This is a genomic window from Flavobacterium sp. PL12 (assembly GCF_039123485.1).
Lineage (GTDB): Bacteria > Bacteroidota > Bacteroidia > Flavobacteriales > Flavobacteriaceae > Flavobacterium > Flavobacterium weaverense.
Genome location: NZ_JBANDI010000001.1, coordinates 220,278 through 237,038 on the forward strand (window position 1 = coordinate 220,278; position 16,761 = coordinate 237,038).

The window sequence follows — 16,761 nt, forward strand, 5'->3', positions numbered from 1 at the left end:
TTTTCGAACAAGAAAAAGTGATCTCCTATTAAGTAGTGATATTTTTTACGACACAGATTGCGAGTTAAAAATATATTTGTATATTTGCAACCTTAAAAATTATTAAAACCAATCAGTATGTATGCAATCGTAGAGATAGCAGGGCAACAGTTCAAAGTAAGCAAAGACTTAAAGGTTTATGTTCACCGTTTGACTAATGAAGAAGGTTCAAGTGTTTCATTTGACAAAGTTCTTTTATTAGATGATAATGGAACAATCACTTTAGGCGCCCCAGCTATAGAAGGTGCTTCAGTAGAAGCTAAAGTGTTACAACACTTAAAAGGAGATAAAGTTATCGTTTTCAAAAAGAAAAGAAGAAAAGGATACAAAAAGAGAAACGGTCATAGACAATATCTTACTCAAATTGTAATCGAAGGAATTACTGGTGTAGGTGCAAAAAAAGCGGCTCCAAAAGCTGAAAAAGTTACAGAAGCAAAAGCTCCAAAAGCATCTAAGAAAGCAGATGATTTAAAACTTATTGAAGGAATTGGACCAAAAGCTGCTGAAGCATTAGTTGCTGCAGGAGTTGACACTTTTGCTAAATTAGCTAAAGCGTCTGCTGATTCAGTTAAAGAAATTTTAACTACTGCTAGCTCAACTTTGTCTCATTTAGATCCTACTACTTGGGCTCAACAAGCACAATTAGCTGCAGATGGTAAAATGGATGAATTAAAAAAATTACAAGATGAATTAAACGGTGGTAAAGCTGTTTAATTAATTACTAACAAAATAAACTAATACGTCATGGCTCACAAGAAAGGTGTCGGTAGTTCGAAGAATGGTAGAGAATCAGAATCAAAACGTTTAGGCGTTAAGATTTTTGGTGGTCAAGCTGCTATTGCTGGGAACATCATCGTAAGACAAAGAGGTTCAAAACACAATCCAGGTGAAAATGTTTACATCAGTAAAGATCACACGCTACACGCAAGAGTAGATGGAGTTGTTATGTTCCAAAAGAAAAGAGATAACAAATCTTATGTATCTATACTTCCATTTGAAGTTGAAGCATAATTAAATTGTTTTCGAATTAGAAAAGCCTTTAGAGAAATCTAAAGGCTTTTTTTTGGAGTTATTTGAGCGAAACGTCTATCTTGAATATTGGAATACACATATAAGTGAGACGCTTCCAGCGTGACAAACGTAATTGTAAAAAAAATGCAAAATGTTTATAAACCAAGTTTGAATAAGAATTCTAACTCATCCATAAAAAACTAGAAAAATGCTGCCGAATTGGACACCTTAAGAAGGATAATAATTGTGCATTTTGATACATAAATCCAAAAAAAAAAACTGTAAACATTAAATTTACAGTGTTTTGATTAAACTTATTGAGAAGTGGTGGCCGCGACAGGGTTCGAACCTGCAACCCTCAGAGTCGAAATCTGATATTCTATCCAGTTGAACTACGCAGCCGTTTGATTTAGATAGATAATTAACAATTTTAGATTTATAATTTAAAATTATTTATCAACACTATCATTTAAACCAATAATTTTTTGACAATAGTAGAAATAGTTTTTCCTTCTGCAGTACCACCTAATTTTGCAGCTGCTAATCCCATCACTTTACCCATTGATGCTATTCCTGAGGCTCCAGTTTCTGCGATGATCTCAGCAATGATTGCTTCAACTTCAGTTTCAGTTAATTGCGCTGGTAAGAATTTTTCGATCACCGCAATTTGAGCTAGTTCTGGTTCAGCCAAATCCATACGATTTTGTTCTGTAAAGATTCTTGCGCTTTCCTTGCGTGTTTTTACCAATCTCTGCAATAACTTAACTTCATCATCAGCTGAAATTTCTTCTTTTGAACCTGATGCTGTTTGCGCTAATAATATTTCAGATTTGATCGCTCTTAGCGCTTCTAGTGCTACTGTATCTTTTGCTCTCATGGCTGTTTTTAAATCGTCCATGATTAGTAATGATAAACTCATAATGTTCTTATTTAATAGTAGCTAAAATGACTACTGTTTTTTGATTTTGATTCCTGCCCCAGATAAAAGTGAAAAGCCTTTTTAAGAAAAACCAACGTTTTTTTCTTGAATTTAAAAAGCGACTTTAGAAGCTCTTTTAAATTTTTAGAAAAAAGTTGTTTTGATAAAAAGCTTGAAATGATAGCTGGATTAAGGCTCAGCAAATTTAAAAAAATTAACTGAAATAACAATAAATCGGCTCCTGCTACATAACTAAAAAAATAACCCGAAAATTCAATTTGATTTTCGGGCTATCTCATCTTTAATTTGATTTACTTAATCTACATTATCATGTAAATACGAATTGTTTGAACGTAGCTGTAAATCATTATTACTGTCTGTTCCAACAGATATTCTTGAATTAGTGTTATTAGAATGATTATTTGAAATGTCGATACCTAATCTTTTATAAGCTGGCTCTTTTTCATATTCATCAATTTTAGAAACATTATTATGAAACTTATAATTGAATTCTTTTAACTTCTTTCTTCTTTCATCCGCTCTCATTCTCACTGACTCTTCAATAGTCATTTCCATTGGAGAAATTGGCTCAAAATCATTATGTAAATCTGCTGATTTTTCAACCTGCTTCATTGTAATATTAAGTTCTGCTGGAATAACAACTTCAGGAACTTTAGCAACTGGTTTAGCCATAAATTCTGGCTCTTGTTCCATAAACTCCTCAAGAGAATATTTAATAATTCCGTTATCACTTAATTCCGTAACAGGAACAAACTGTATAGCGTCATTAACTTTGATATCACGCACTTCATTTGCTAATTCAAAAACAACTTTCTTATCTTGAACTTGCTCTACTGGCTCTGCTTTAAAAAGCGGTAAGTCAAAAGAAAAAGCTGTTTGCTCTTGTTTCTCTATTGCTTTTGGTTGAGCGATTACTGTTTCAACTGCAGCTGAAGTGATCGTAAAATCAACATCACTTATAGGAGAAACTATTTCGAAAGTTACATCTAAGTTTTTAACATACTCTGAAATAACCATCAATTCATCATTATGTTTTACTGGCGCTGCAACTACTAATTCAGGAACGACAACTGGTTCAGGAGTTACTACTGTATCTTCTAATAAATCAAAAACTACTCTTTCATTTGAATTAGAAACTTGCGATTCAGTATTCAAATCAAAAGCCGTAACTGGCTTACTACTTAAATTATGAAAACTTCTTTGTTCGTCTTCAAGCGTATGAATTATTTTTTTTGGCTCTGTATTTACGATTTCATTTTGTTGCTCAATATCAAATCCTGTTGCAATAATAGTTACTGCAATAGAATCTCCAAGTGATTCATCCTCACCAACACCCATAATGATGTTTGCGTTGTGACCTGCTTCAACTTGGATATGATCATTGATTTCTCCAATCTCGTCGATTGTAATTTCATTTGTTCCAGAAACGATAAGCAACAATACGTTTTTAGCACCTGTAATCTTGTTGTCATTTAACAATGGAGAATCTAAAGCTGCAACAATAGCTTCCTTAGCTCTATTCTCGCCAGAAGAGATAGAAGAACCCATTATAGCAGTTCCACTATTAAACAATACTGTTTTAGCATCTCTTAAATCGATGTTTTGAGTATAGTGATGCGTAATTACTTCAGCAATTCCTCTTGAGGCTGTTGCCAAAACTTCATCTGCTTTTGAAAATCCAGCTTTGAAACCAAGATTTCCGTATACTTCTCTTAACTTGTTATTATTGATAACGATTAAGGAATCGACTTGCTTACGCAATTTTTCAATACCAATTTGCGCTTGCTCTTGACGAACTTTACCTTCAAATAAGAAAGGTAATGTTACAATTCCTACAGTAAGAATATCTCTTTCTTTAGCTAATTGTGCAATTACTGGTGCAGCACCAGTTCCAGTTCCACCACCCATTCCTGCAGTGATAAAAACCATCTTTGTATTGCGATCTAACATTTTCTCAATATCAGCAATACTTTCAATAGCTGACTGCTGTCCTACATCAGGGTTTGCTCCAGCACCTAATCCTTCTGTAAGATTAACTCCTAACTGAATTTTATTAGGAACAGAACTACTCTGTAAAGCTTGAGAATCCGTATTACATACGATAAAATCTACGCCTTTGATCCCTTGCTTGAACATGTGATTAATGGCGTTACTTCCGCCCCCACCTACTCCTATAACTTTTATCACATTTGATTGATTCTTTGGTAAATCAAATGAAATACTTCCAAATTCTGAGTCGCTCATCATTTTATTTGGTTTTTGAAATTGTTATATTATTAATTCTTATATTTTTTAGGCCTAGCCTTTTATTCTGCATTATCTAAGAAATCTTTAATCTTGTCCACATAACGATCAAAGAAATTTCTTTGTATTCTATTCACTGTCGAATCTTGTTTATCATGCGCGCTTTTATCATTATTTGCTTGCACTTCCTCAAATACTTCTTGAGCAGTTTCTTGAGCTATTGGCGCTCTGTAAACAGGAGCTTTCGGTTTCTCAACAAGATCCATTCTCACGGCGCTTTGAGATTTATTCTCTATACTCTTCATTACTAAACCAACAACTGTAGCATATAAAGGACTAGAAATTTCTTCGTCTGAATTTCCAGCTAAATGTTCGTTTGGATAACCAATTCTTGTATCCATTCCAGTAATATATTCTACTAACTGCTTGATGTGCTTCAATTCTGCTCCACCGCCGGTAAGCACAATTCCAGCTATTAATTTTTTACGTGGATCTTCATGACCGTATGCTTTTACTTCTGTAAAAACCAAGTCCACAATCTCTACTACTCTAGCGTGAATTATTTTTGAAAGATTCTTTAAAGAAATCTCTTTAGGCTCTCTTCCTCTTAATCCCGGAATAGAAACTATTTCATTATCTCTATTCTCTCCTGGCCATGCTGAACCAAATTTTACTTTTAATAATTCAGCTTGTTTTTCGATTATAGAACAACCTTCTTTAATATCATCTGTAATCACATTTCCTCCAAAAGGGATTACTGCCGTGTGACGAATAATACCATCTTTGAAAATTGCTAAATCAGTAGTTCCACCACCTATATCTATTAAAGCAACTCCTGCCTCTTTTTCTTCTTGACTTAGAACTGCATCTGCAGATGATAATGGCTCTAATGTTAATCCTGATAATTCAATTCCTGAACTTTGGATACACCTACCTACATTGCGAATCGACGCTGCTTGACCTACTACAACGTGAAAACTAGCTTCTAGTCTTCCGCCATACATTCCTATCGGTTCTTTAATTTCAGATTGCCCATCGATTTTAAATTCTTGTGGCAAAACGTGGATTATTTCCTCACCAGGTAACATTGCTAACTTATTGACTTGGTCAATCAATAGCTGGATGTCATTTCCACCTATTACTTCTTCTGGATTATGTCTACTGATATAATCTGTATGTTGAATACTGCGAATGTGTTGTCCTGCTATTCCAACAACAACATCTTTAATTTTATAACCGGAATTATTTTCTGCTTCTTGAACTGCTTGTTGTATCGACAATATGGTTTTAGTGATATTATTCACTACGCCACGAGACACTCCTAAACTTTTGGATTTTCCAATTCCTAAAATTTCAAGTTTGCCATACTCATTCTTCTTGCCTATCATGGCAACTATTTTAGTTGTCCCTATATCTAGACCTACTGCAATATTATCTTTTTCCATTATCTATTATTTAGTGCAAACTACTTGTTCCGTAAAACGGAGGTCGATTTTTTTATATTTATACAACGAACTATCTAAAACTGCTTTTTGAAAAAAAGCTTTATAATTTTGAAACTTACGCTCCACATCATTCAATTTACCAAAATCTATTTGATAATCAAAATTTCTATTGAGCATTTTTAAGCTACCATCAGTCATAATTTCAATTCCAATGATATTTTTTTTCAAAAATGAATCATCATGAATTGTACGAAATAATGCAGATAAATCTTCGTTATTATCCTTATTTACACCTCCTGAAACAAGCGGAACTCTAGCCGTAAAATTACTTGACAAAGGCATTCTATTTCCTTCGTAATCAATATAGAAGGAACTTCCATTATCAAATATTCTAGCAATAGGAGTCTTTTGTTTAACCACTGCTTTCAACACGCCATCAATGCTCACAAAAACGTCTGATTTTTCAATCATCTCTTGTGCATTGAGCCTTTTTTCCAACTTATTCAAATCTAAATTAAGTTTTTGAATGCTAGAGGCCTCTCTATTATAATCTATTAACAATTTATTAACCGTTTCTTGTCGTACAAAAGGAGCGTTATCTCCTACAAATACAACGTTGGTTTTAGTTAATTTTCTATTACCATTTCGCTTTGATGTAAAAGAAAATAGAAAAATCACTAATACAAACATCAGTACTAATCGAATATTTGTGAGATTAAAGATTTTCATTTATCGCTTTTTTAATAGTTGGTACTAACTCTCCAATATCTCCAGCGCCTATTGTAACAACAACCTTTGCATCACTTTGTAAAATCGCTGCAACCAAATCATTTTTTAAAACTAATTTTTTACAATTATTAGTCATTTTATCCATCAACCATTGGGACGTTATTCCTTCCATAGGTTGCTCACGAGCAGGATATATATCAAGTAAAATCACTTCGTCAAATTGTGATAAGCTAGCAGCAAAATCTTCTGCAAAATCTCTAGTTCTACTAAATAAATGCGGTTGAAAAATCGCTAAAACCTTTTCTCCAGGGTATAATTCAGTGACTGCTTGATGCACTGCGTTAATCTCTGTAGGATGATGTGCGTAGTCATCAATATAAACCTTGTCGTTTGTTTTAATTTGGTACGAAAATCTTCGTTTTATTCCTTTGAATGATGCGATAGCTTTTGCAATAGCATCGTTTGGGGTGCCGAATAAGTCAGCCATTGCAATAGCCATTAAAGCATTCATTAAATTATGTCTTCCTGGTAAACCAAAATGTAAATCTTTAAGAACTAATTTTGGAGTTTGCACATCAAAAATATAACTACCATTTCCTACTCTTACATTGAATGCTTTATAAATTGCATCCTCATTTACTGCGCAAACAACTCCTTCAATTGCTAACTCTTTTGTAATAAACAAATTGCGCTTATCAATAATTTTATCAGCAAATTCTAAAAATGATTTCTCGATTGCTTCACTCGTTCCATAGATATCTAGATGATCAGCATCCATAGAGGTGATGCAAGCAATATTAGGATATAAGTGAAGGAAAGAACGATCAAATTCATCTGCCTCTACAACGGTAATTGTCTTACCGCTCCCTATTAAATTTGAGTTATAATTCTCTACTATTCCTCCAATAAAAGCAGTTACATCAGCACCACTTTCATTTAAAATATGTCCTAAAATCCCTGATGTTGTAGTTTTACCATGCGTTCCTGCAACAGCAAAACAAAACGTATCCTTAGTTATTAATCCTAGTACTTCTGCTCTCTTTTTAATAACATAATCTCTTTCTAAGAAAAAATTCCATTGCGAATGCGTGCTTGGAACTGCAGGAGTAATTATTACTAATGTATTCTCTGTATAAAAATCCTTTGGTATTAAATCAATAGCATCTTCAAAATGAATAGAAATTCCACTTTCAATCAATTCACTTGTCAAAACAGATGGAGTTTTGTCGTACCCACAAACTTGCTTTCCTAAATTTTTAAAATAGCGCGCAAGGTTGCTCATACCGATTCCTCCGATACCTATAAAATAGACGTTATTTATTTGACTTAAGTTCATTCTTAGTTTGAATTTCTGATAGCACTTACGTATTCTAATTTCAAAAATTATAGTTCTTTTCGAAATCGAATTTTGTTACCACTATTACTATTTTATTAATTTTATTATCTCTTCAACAATGTCTTTTGTTGCATTTGGCTTAGCCAATTTTTTCATGTTTAAACTTAAATTACGCTGTAAGTTTTCATCATATAACAACTTATTAAAAACAGATTCAAATTTTTCCTCTAATTCGCTTTCTTTAATAAGTAAAGCACCTTTTTTATCTACAATTGCTTTTCCATTTTTCGTTTGGTGATCTTCAGCAACATTTGGAGACGGTATGAAAATAGTTGGCTTTCCAACTAAACATAATTCTGAAACCGATGATGCTCCTGCACGAGAAATCACAAAGTCAGCAGCTGCGTAAATCAAGTCCATACGATCAATAAATGAAACTACTTGTACATCTTCTCGCTCTGAAAAATTTTTATATTCAGCCATATAAAAATTTCCACACTGCCAGAATATTTGAACACCCAACGCTAATAAAAAATCCAACTCTTTTTCAATTAATTGATTGATTCTTCTTGATCCTAAACTACCACCTAAAATCAATAATGTTTTTTTATTGTCATCTAGATTAAAATAGGAAATCGCTTCACTTCTTTTAGAATCAATATCTAGTACATCTTGACGCACCGGATTACCAGTTAAAATCATTTTCTCTTTTGGAAAAAACCTTTCTAAATTTTCGTAGGCCACACAAATTTTGCTAGCCTTTTTACTCAATAACTTATTAGTAATTCCAGGATATGAATTTTGCTCCTGTATAACAGTTGGAATACCCGCAAAACCTGCAATTTGTAATAGCGGTCCACTAGCAAAACCTCCTGTACCAATAACTACATCCGGTTTGAATTCTCTTATAATTTTTCTGGCTTTTAATAAGCTGCTTAGTAATTTTATTGGAAACAAAGCATTATCAAATGTCATTCTTCTTTGTATTCCTGCAATCCAAAGTCCAATAATTTTATATCCGGACTGCGGTACTTTTTGCATTTCCATTTTATCTTCTGCACCAACAAAAAGGAATTCTGCATCTGGAAAACGAGACTTTAATTCATTAGCAATAGCAATCGCTGGATAGATATGTCCTCCAGTTCCGCCGCCGCTTAATATGAATTTGTATGGTTTCATTTTCTAATTTTATTTTAAAACTTTTATTATTTGTTTAGAACAGCATTCATAGAATTTGAAGCTTTATCTTCTATTGAATATCCTTCTTCAACATTATCTTCATCTTCTAATTCTCTATCGATTAGCTTTTGAAGCGCTTCTTCTCTTTTAGCAGCATTTTTCAATTCCTGAGTGATTTCCTCTTCTTTTTTAGTAACACCAATAATGATTCCTAGAGCGATACACGTCATCCAAATCGATGTTCCTCCGCTACTAATTAATGGTAAAGTCTGACCTGTTACCGGTAACAATTCTACTGCAACTGCCATGTTAATCATGGCTTGAAAAATCATGGGGAAACCCAATCCAATGACCACCAGTTTTCCAAAGAGTGTATTTGCTTTGTGAGAAGCAATAACAAAACGGAAAAGCAATAATAAATACAGTGATAAGACTCCTAAACCACCTATTAATCCGTATTCTTCAATAATAATTGCGAATATAAAATCGGAAGAGGATTGTGGTAAAAAGTTTTTTTGAATACTCTTTCCTGGACCTAATCCGTAAATCATTCCTGACGCAATTGCTATTTTTGCTTTCTCAATTTGGTAATCGTCCTCATCTGGTTTATCAGTACTGAAATTTTCAATTCTACTTTCCCATGTACGAACTCTACTAAACATCTTTGCATCTGGAAACGCCTTAGAAACTAAAATAAAGAACATTAGAAATAGTATGCCTGAACCAACAATAATTCCTATGTATTTTACTGGATATTTTCCAATAAATGTTAACATTACAATCATCGAAAAAATCAATGCTGTTGTAGAAAAATTGGAAGGAAGGATCAGAATTAATGTGATAAAAACAGGTAACCAAAGTTCTTTTAAAGACTCGACAAAATCAATTGGATGTTCTCTTGTCTTTGATAAATAACGAGCCACAAAAACGAACAAAACTAGTGCTGCAAATGTCGAAGGTTGAAATGAGATTCCCACAAAAGGTATTTGAATCCATCTACTAGCATTTGCTCCACCTACAATCGTTCCTTTAATCATTGCCAAAGCTAAGACTGCCCACACCAATGGTAACAACCATTTCGATATAGATCTAAAATAGAGATAAGGGACATTATGAACTAAAAAGATAATCAAAAAACCAAATAGAATATGACCTAAATGTTTTAAGAGATATCCTAGAGTATTTCCTGTACCATGGCCGATATACGCTAAATTACTACTTGCACTAAAAACAGGCATAAACGAAAACAAGGCTAATAAAGCCACGAATGACCATATTCCTTTATCTCCTTTTAAATTACCTATCAATTGTTTCATAATGCTGTTTGTTTAACGTTTTATCATCGAAAAATTTAAAGCTAATTCACTTTAATATCTCGAGATTAAAATCAATCTATAAATTCTTAATTGCTTGCTTAAACTGATTTCCTCTGTCTTCGTAGCTTTCAAATAAATCAAAACTAGCACATGCTGGAGAAAGCAATACTGAATCCCCTTTCTCAGTTAAACGCTGCGCCATCTTAACAGCATCTTCCATATTGTCAACTTCAATCATCATATCAACAACATTTCCAAAAGCGTCAATAATTTTTTTATTATCCACTCCTAAACAGATTATCGCTTTTACTTTCTCACGAACTAGTGACATTAATTCGTTATAATCATTTCCTTTATCAACACCACCCACGATCCAAACTGTTGGTGTGTTCATACTATCTAAAGCATAAAAAGTAGCGTTTACATTTGTCGCTTTAGAATCGTTGATGTATTGCACGTTCTGGATTTTTAAAACTTTTTCAAGACGATGTTCTACACCCTGAAAATTAGAAAGGCTTTCTCTAATTGTAGCTTTTCTTATTTGCATTAATTTTGCTACAGAGGTTGCTGCCATTGCGTTTTTCATGTTATGTTTTCCTTCCAAGGCAATGTATTCTGTATCCATTGTAAACTCTTCTTGACTAATTTTAATATCCATTTTGTTGTTATTTATAAAGACTCCTTCTTCTAGTATTTTTGTCAATGAAAAAGGAATTAATTTTGCGTTCGTTTTATGTTTTGTAAACCACTCGTTCATGGCTTCGTCATCTGCATCATATATGAGGAAATCATCCTCAGTTTGATTCATCGTTATTCTGAATTTCGAATCAATGTAATTCTCATATTTGTAATCATATCGATCTAAATGATCTGGACTAATATTTGTAATAATTGCAATGTGCGGTTTAAAATTCTTTATTCCGTCGAGCTGAAAACTACTTAACTCTAAGACGTAACAATCATATTTATTATCTGCAACTTGCCATGCGAAACTCTTTCCAATATTCCCTCCTATTCCTGCATTTAGTCCTGCTGATTTCAGCAGATGATGCGTTAACATAGTGGTGGTAGTTTTTCCATTACTACCCGTTATCCCTATTATTGTTGCATTTGTAAATGGAGCCGCAAATTCTATTTCAGAAATTACTTGAACTCCCTTTTCTAGAAGCTTTTTGACGATTGGCGATTTATCTGGAATTCCTGGACTTTTCATCACTAAATCGGCATTCAAAATCAATTCCTCCGTATGCTTTTCTTCTTCCCAAGCAATTCCGTTTATTAAAAGAATTTCTTTATAATTGCCTTTTATCTTTCCAAAATCAGATACAAATACATCGTAACCTTTTTTCTTACCTAGAATTGCAGTTCCTACACCGCTCTCCCCTCCTCCCAGAATTACTAGTCTCATACTATCTTAATTTTAGAGTGATAATTGATAAGATGGCTAGCATTATAGCGACAATCCAAAACCGTGTAACGATTTTACTTTCGTGATATCCTTTTTTCTGATAGTGGTGATGCAACGGTGACATTAAAAATATTCGTCGGCCTTCGCCAAAGCGTTTCTTGGTGTATTTAAAATAACTCACTTGAAGAACGACAGAAAGATTTTCGACAAGGAATATTCCGCATAATAACGGAATCAACATTTCTTTTCGAACAGCAATAGCTAATACTGCGATGATTCCACCTATTGTTAAACTTCCTGTATCTCCCATAAACACAGACGCAGGATAAGAGTTATACCATAAAAACCCAATCAGAGCACCAACAAATGCGGCGATAAATACTGTCATCTCCCCTGAATTAGGGATGTACATTATATTCAAGTAATTAGAGAAAATAATATTTCCAGAAACAAACGTAAAGATTCCAAGAGCTAAAACGGAGACTGCCGAAGTTCCGGCGGCAAGTCCGTCAATTCCATCTGTTAGATTAGCTCCATTTGAAACAGCCGTTATAATAAAAATTACTACCGGTATGAAAACCAACCAAGCCCATTTATGATATCCATCACCTGTCCATGCTAACAATTCAGCGTAATCGAATTCATTATTTTTAAAGAACGGAATAGTAGTAACGGTAGATTTCTCTTCGACAGGTGTTTGTACAATTACATTTTCAGTGGTAACTCTAAAAATATCGATCTTACCAGTATCTTGTCTAACTGTAACTGCAGGGCTGAAGTATAGCACTGTTCCCACGATTAAACCCAAACCAACTTGGCCAAAAACTTTAAAAATCCCTTTTAAACCTGCTTTATCTTTTTTGAATATTTTTATATAATCGTCCACAAATCCAATTGTCCCCATCCAAAGTGTCGTAACGATTAATAAAACGACATAAATATTATGCAATTTTGCAAAAAGTATAACTGGAACTAGTGTTGCAAAAATAATAATCAGCCCACCCATTGTTGGCGTACCCGCTTTCTCATTCTGACCAGCTAATCCTAATTCACGTACTGTTTCACCTACTTGTTGTCTTTGCAAAAACTGGATAATTCTTTTACCATAAATTGTAGACAATAGCAACGATAACATAAATGCTAATGCAGATCTTACGGTAATATATTGAAAAACTCCCGTACCAGAAACATCCAATGTTTTGTCTAAATATTCAAATAAATAGTATAGCATATGCGGTTATGGATTATTTGGTTATTTATTAAGTTGTTCTAAAATTTCTTTTACCGTTTCCATATCGTCAAAATGTTGACGGATGCCTTTAATCTCTTGGTACGTCTCATGACCTTTACCAGCAATAAGAATGATGTCATTAGGCTGAGCCAATTGACAAGCTGTTTTTATCGCTTGCTTTCTATCTGTAATCGACAATAATTTTTTATAATTTTGAGGTGCAACACCTTGTTCCATTTCACTAATAATAACTTCTGGGTTTTCATCTCTTGGGTTATCTGAAGTTAAAATTGCTTTATCACTTAATGCGGTAGCTATTTCAGCCATAATAGGACGTTTGGTCTTATCTCTATTACCACCACAACCTACAACTGTAATAAGTTGTTCATTTTTTGTACGGATATCATTAATTGTTTTTAGCACATTATCTAATGCATCAGGAGTATGAGCATAATCAACAATTGCCGTTATATTCGACGAAGAAACAATAAATTGAAAACGACCAGAAACACTTTCTAAGTCAGAAAGTAACCGCAGTACTTCAAGACTTTCCATTCCTAACTCGACAGCCGTTCCATAAATAGCTAATAGATTGTAAGCATTAAAAGTCCCTATCAACTTTACCCAAACTTCGCTACCATTAATTTTCAACAACAATCCTGATAATTGATTTTCAAGGATTTGCGCTTTATAATCAGCGTACGATTTCAAAGCGTACGTAAGCTTTTTTGCTACAGTATTCTGTAGCATCACTTGTCCGTTTTTATCATCTATATTCGATAATACGAAGGCTGTTTTGGGAAGATTATCAAAAAATGATTTTTTGACATCCCTATATTCAGCAAAAGTTGGATGATAATCTAAATGATCATGTGATAAATTGGTAAAAATACCTCCAACAAAATGTAGCGCTTCTGTTCTTTTTTGATGAATTCCGTGCGAACTCACTTCCATAAAACAATATTCTACGCCACTTTCTACCATTCCTTTTAGATAGTGATTTATAGTTATCGAATCAGGTGTAGTATGAGTCGCTTTATATTCAATTGTATCGACTACAATCTTAACTGTAGAAAGCAAACCCACTTTGAATCCCGCTTTTTGAAACAACTGGAATAATAAAGAAGCAATAGTTGTTTTACCATTTGTACCCGTTATACCAACTAATTTCAGACCTCGAGAAGGATTTCCAAAATAATTAGCAGCCATAAAAGCTAAAGCAGAATTTGTATCTTTTACTTGAACATAAGTAATCCCTTGCTCAATAATTTCAGGGAAAGTATCGCATACAACAGCAGTAGCTCCGTTTTGAATTGCTTTTTTAATAAAATCATGACCGTCAGAAATTGAACCACGAATAGCAACAAAAACATCATTAGTTTCAATTTTTCTTGAATCAAAATCCATCTTAGCTATAGCAATATCTGTTGGACCTTTTACGGCAACAATAGCTACTTTATATAATATGTCTTTTAATACACTCATGATAATTCTAATAAAATTGTTACGTTTTTATCTAGGTTTTGTCCCGCTTCAATCGATTGTTTTTTTACTTTACCAACACCTTGAACTTTCACCTTCAATCCTAAATTACCAAGTAATGCAACCGCATCCATACCCGACATACCCTTAGTATTTGGTATTAGTTGCGTTTTTTCATGTGATTTAGTAAAATAAGCATCGTAATCCTTTTCCTGTTTTGCAATTTTTCGATCTAAATTTTTGATTTCGTTTGTTGACGGAGCATCAGTAAATATTTTCTGTGCAATTCTTTTAAAAACAGGCCCAGCAACATCAGCACCGTAATAATTATTTAGAGCTGTGTTCGGTTTATGAACCACAACAATACAAGAATATTTAGGTTCATCCGCTGGAAAATAACCTACAAATGAAGATGCATAATACATTCCAGATCTTCCGCTTTTTCCGTACCCCACTTGCGCAGTACCAGTTTTACCAGCCATTGAGAAATCCTTAGAGTACAATTTTGAACCAGTACCTTTTTTAACTACATTTTCTAAAACAGCACGTAATTTTAAAATAGTTGATTGTGAGCAGATCCTAGGAATCAAAACCTCTTTGTCATATTTCTTAATTGTTCTATTCCACTCTTTAATTTCAGAAACAAACTGAGGTTTTACCATCTCACCATTATTTGCAACAGCATTGTAAAAAGCTAAAGTTTGCATCGGTGTGATTGATACTCCATATCCAAATGCCATCCAAGGCAGAGATATATTCGACCAATGTTTGTCTTTTGGTTGCGGAACATAAGGCGCTCCCTCTCCTTTAATTGAAAGTCCTAATTTTCTATTTAAACCAAAATTGTTCAGATGATTTACAAATTTTGAGGGTTCATTTTTATACGCTTCATAAACCGCTTTAACCATAACTGTATTAGACGAAAGCTCAAATCCCCTAGCTAACGAAATTTTCTGTGCACCACCTCTATTAGAATCTTCCACTCGTCTTCCGCTGTACATAATCAATCCTCCATTTCTATCGTAAACAGTGCTAGTGTCTGCTTTTTTATCTTCAAGAAGAGCCATTAAATCTGCTAATTTATACGTAGAACCTGGTTCGTGCGACTCGGCTACAGCATAATTAGTAGTTTCATAATACGTCCCGTCATTAGCTCTTCCAAGATTTGAAATCGCTTTTACATGACCTGTTTTTGTTTCCATAACAACAACAGAGCCATGATCAGCTTGATAAATTTCTAACTGCTTCAATAACGCGTGATGCGCAATATCTTGGATGTAAACATCAATCGTTGATACTACATCATATCCATCTTGTGGATCAACTTCATTAATATCTCTTATTGGTTTCCATTGCCCCTTAGCAATTTTTTGTTTTAAAATCTTACCGTCTTTTCCATTTAAATATTTTCTAAAAGCCCATTCGATCCCTTTTCCTTCATATGATTCACCGTTTGAAGTACGCTCGTAACCTACTGTTCGTTCAGCAATTTTTCCTATCGGATGTTCTCTTACTGTTTCTTGTTGAATAATTATTCCACCCTTGTAAGCACCCAAATTAAATAATGGAAATCCCTTAATTTTAAAGTATTGCGTATAACTCAATTTACGCGCTAAAAGATAATAACGATTTTTATTAGCTCGTGCTTTACGAAGTTCATTTTCGTAGAAACTAGATGATTTCCCTAATACTGTCGCCAAAGAATCTGACAATGCTTTTACATTTTTTTCGAAAGATTCTGCTTTTGGCGCAAGAGCATCAAAGCGAATCTCATAATTAGGAATTGAAGTTGCTAAAAGACTTCCATCTGCAGAGTAGATATTACCTTTATTAGCAGGTATTACAAATGTTCGAACCGTTCTTTCTTTTGCTAATTTTCTATAGTAATCGCCCTCAACCCACTGAATATTAGTTAATTTCACAGCAATAGCAATAGCCATGACAAGAATGCCAAAAGCTACTAGATAAATCCTATTTGATATTTTTTTATCTTCTACTGCCATAATTTTTCAAAAAAGCCTTTCTCTTTTTCTATTTTAACTTTTATTTTCACTGGAGGTACTGTTGATGGAAAAATCTCTTTTTCGATCATTTTATCAGACACTGTGGACTCCATTTTTAATTTCATTAACTCAGAACGTCTGTCTACGAACTCAGAACGCAATTCCTTAGCTTGATTTGTCAGCGCTACAATTTTGAATACCTTTTGCTCAAAGCGTTGTGTATTTGCAATCATTATTATACCTAACAGAATTATAAAAACGATAAAACGCCAGTTTTTAACCGCATCCTCATTTACAAGGAATCTTGCTTTCAATAAACTGTATACTCCGTTTTTCATTTATTTTATTCTAATCAATTAATCCTCATTAATATTGGATTTGAATTTTAGCACATTTAA

The 16,761-nt window shown here is 33.6% G+C and carries 14 protein-coding genes and 1 tRNA gene; 2 read left to right on the forward strand and 13 right to left on the reverse strand.

The genetic code is table 11. The features are described 5' to 3' along the window. The first annotated feature begins 117 nt into the window (after positions 1–117). Complete coding sequence (gene rplU, locus RCH19_RS00995; protein ID WP_343021671.1) at positions 118–753, forward strand: 50S ribosomal protein L21; 636 nt, start codon at positions 118–120, stop codon at positions 751–753. Between the two features lie 30 nt (positions 754–783). Beyond that, entirely contained in the window at positions 784–1,050 is a 267-nt protein-coding gene (rpmA, locus tag RCH19_RS01000; RefSeq protein ID WP_121924086.1) for a 50S ribosomal protein L27, read from the forward strand. 325 nt (positions 1,051–1,375) lie between these two features. Here the strand turns inward: rpmA and RCH19_RS01005 are convergent. From RCH19_RS01005 to RCH19_RS01065, 13 genes are all read right to left on the reverse strand, one after another. Further along, positions 1,376–1,452: transfer RNA gene (locus RCH19_RS01005), tRNA-Arg, on the reverse strand. 67 nt (positions 1,453–1,519) lie between these two features. Continuing rightward, the gene (locus RCH19_RS01010) at positions 1,520–1,969 is read right to left on the reverse strand and encodes a GatB/YqeY domain-containing protein (protein ID WP_343021672.1); all 450 of its coding nucleotides are present in this window, start codon (positions 1,967–1,969) and stop codon (positions 1,520–1,522) included. 315 nt (positions 1,970–2,284) lie between these two features. Further along, positions 2,285–4,237 (reverse strand): cell division protein FtsZ, encoded by a 1,953-nt coding sequence (ftsZ, locus tag RCH19_RS01015; protein WP_343021673.1) that lies wholly within the window; start codon positions 4,235–4,237, stop codon positions 2,285–2,287. Between the two features lie 59 nt (positions 4,238–4,296). Beyond that, complete coding sequence (gene ftsA, locus RCH19_RS01020) at positions 4,297–5,679, reverse strand: cell division protein FtsA (protein ID WP_343021674.1); 1,383 nt, start codon at positions 5,677–5,679, stop codon at positions 4,297–4,299. A gap of 6 nt (positions 5,680–5,685) precedes the next feature. Beyond that, entirely contained in the window at positions 5,686–6,408 is a 723-nt protein-coding gene (locus RCH19_RS01025) for a cell division protein FtsQ (protein WP_343021675.1), read from the reverse strand. Next, positions 6,395–7,744 (reverse strand): UDP-N-acetylmuramate--L-alanine ligase, encoded by a 1,350-nt coding sequence (murC, locus tag RCH19_RS01030; protein ID WP_343021676.1) that lies wholly within the window; start codon positions 7,742–7,744, stop codon positions 6,395–6,397. Before murC ends, RCH19_RS01025 begins: the two co-directional genes overlap by 14 nt. A gap of 87 nt (positions 7,745–7,831) precedes the next feature. Beyond that, a complete protein-coding gene (gene murG / locus RCH19_RS01035) occupies positions 7,832–8,923 on the reverse strand; it encodes an undecaprenyldiphospho-muramoylpentapeptide beta-N-acetylglucosaminyltransferase (protein ID WP_343021677.1) in 1,092 nt (363 codons plus the stop codon). Between the two features lie 26 nt (positions 8,924–8,949). Further along, a complete protein-coding gene (locus RCH19_RS01040) occupies positions 8,950–10,239 on the reverse strand; it encodes an FtsW/RodA/SpoVE family cell cycle protein (RefSeq protein ID WP_343021678.1) in 1,290 nt (429 codons plus the stop codon). A 76-nt stretch (positions 10,240–10,315) separates the two neighbouring features. Further along, positions 10,316–11,647, reverse strand: a complete 1,332-nt coding sequence (murD, locus tag RCH19_RS01045) for a UDP-N-acetylmuramoyl-L-alanine--D-glutamate ligase (protein ID WP_343021679.1) — start codon at positions 11,645–11,647, stop codon at positions 10,316–10,318. A gap of 1 nt (position 11,648) precedes the next feature. After that, positions 11,649–12,878, reverse strand: a complete 1,230-nt coding sequence (mraY, locus tag RCH19_RS01050; RefSeq protein ID WP_121924068.1) for a phospho-N-acetylmuramoyl-pentapeptide-transferase — start codon at positions 12,876–12,878, stop codon at positions 11,649–11,651. Positions 12,879–12,899: 21 nt separating this feature from the next. Further along, entirely contained in the window at positions 12,900–14,363 is a 1,464-nt protein-coding gene (locus RCH19_RS01055; RefSeq protein ID WP_343021680.1) for a UDP-N-acetylmuramoyl-L-alanyl-D-glutamate--2,6-diaminopimelate ligase, read from the reverse strand. After that, positions 14,360–16,363, reverse strand: coding sequence for a penicillin-binding protein (locus RCH19_RS01060; RefSeq protein ID WP_343021681.1), 2,004 nt, complete (start codon positions 16,361–16,363; stop codon positions 14,360–14,362). The genes RCH19_RS01055 and RCH19_RS01060 overlap by 4 nt, the downstream gene beginning before the upstream one ends. Next, complete coding sequence (locus RCH19_RS01065; RefSeq protein ID WP_121924065.1) at positions 16,354–16,701, reverse strand: FtsL-like putative cell division protein; 348 nt, start codon at positions 16,699–16,701, stop codon at positions 16,354–16,356. Before RCH19_RS01065 ends, RCH19_RS01060 begins: the two co-directional genes overlap by 10 nt. Positions 16,702–16,761 lie beyond the last annotated feature (60 nt).

Bases quoted from the DNA above. Each gene is read 5' to 3' on its own strand.
- murC (WP_343021676.1), bottom strand. From the start codon at position 7,744: ATGAACTTAAGTCAAATAAATAACGTCTATTTTATAGGTATCGGAGGA.
- RCH19_RS01040 (WP_343021678.1), bottom strand. From the start codon at position 10,239: ATGAAACAATTGATAGGTAATTTAAAAGGAGATAAAGGAATATGGTCA.
- rpmA (WP_121924086.1), top strand. From the start codon at position 784: ATGGCTCACAAGAAAGGTGTCGGTAGTTCGAAGAATGGTAGAGAATCA.
- RCH19_RS01055 (WP_343021680.1), bottom strand. From the start codon at position 14,363: ATGAGTGTATTAAAAGACATATTATATAAAGTAGCTATTGTTGCCGTA.
- RCH19_RS01065 (WP_121924065.1), bottom strand. From the start codon at position 16,701: ATGAAAAACGGAGTATACAGTTTATTGAAAGCAAGATTCCTTGTAAAT.
- RCH19_RS01060 (WP_343021681.1), bottom strand. From the start codon at position 16,363: ATGGCAGTAGAAGATAAAAAAATATCAAATAGGATTTATCTAGTAGCT.
- mraY (WP_121924068.1), bottom strand. From the start codon at position 12,878: ATGCTATACTATTTATTTGAATATTTAGACAAAACATTGGATGTTTCT.
- rplU (WP_343021671.1), top strand. From the start codon at position 118: ATGTATGCAATCGTAGAGATAGCAGGGCAACAGTTCAAAGTAAGCAAA.
- ftsA (WP_343021674.1), bottom strand. From the start codon at position 5,679: ATGGAAAAAGATAATATTGCAGTAGGTCTAGATATAGGGACAACTAAA.
- RCH19_RS01010 (WP_343021672.1), bottom strand. From the start codon at position 1,969: ATGAGTTTATCATTACTAATCATGGACGATTTAAAAACAGCCATGAGA.
- RCH19_RS01025 (WP_343021675.1), bottom strand. From the start codon at position 6,408: ATGAAAATCTTTAATCTCACAAATATTCGATTAGTACTGATGTTTGTA.
- ftsZ (WP_343021673.1), bottom strand. From the start codon at position 4,237: ATGATGAGCGACTCAGAATTTGGAAGTATTTCATTTGATTTACCAAAG.
- murG (WP_343021677.1), bottom strand. From the start codon at position 8,923: ATGAAACCATACAAATTCATATTAAGCGGCGGCGGAACTGGAGGACAT.
- murD (WP_343021679.1), bottom strand. From the start codon at position 11,647: ATGAGACTAGTAATTCTGGGAGGAGGGGAGAGCGGTGTAGGAACTGCA.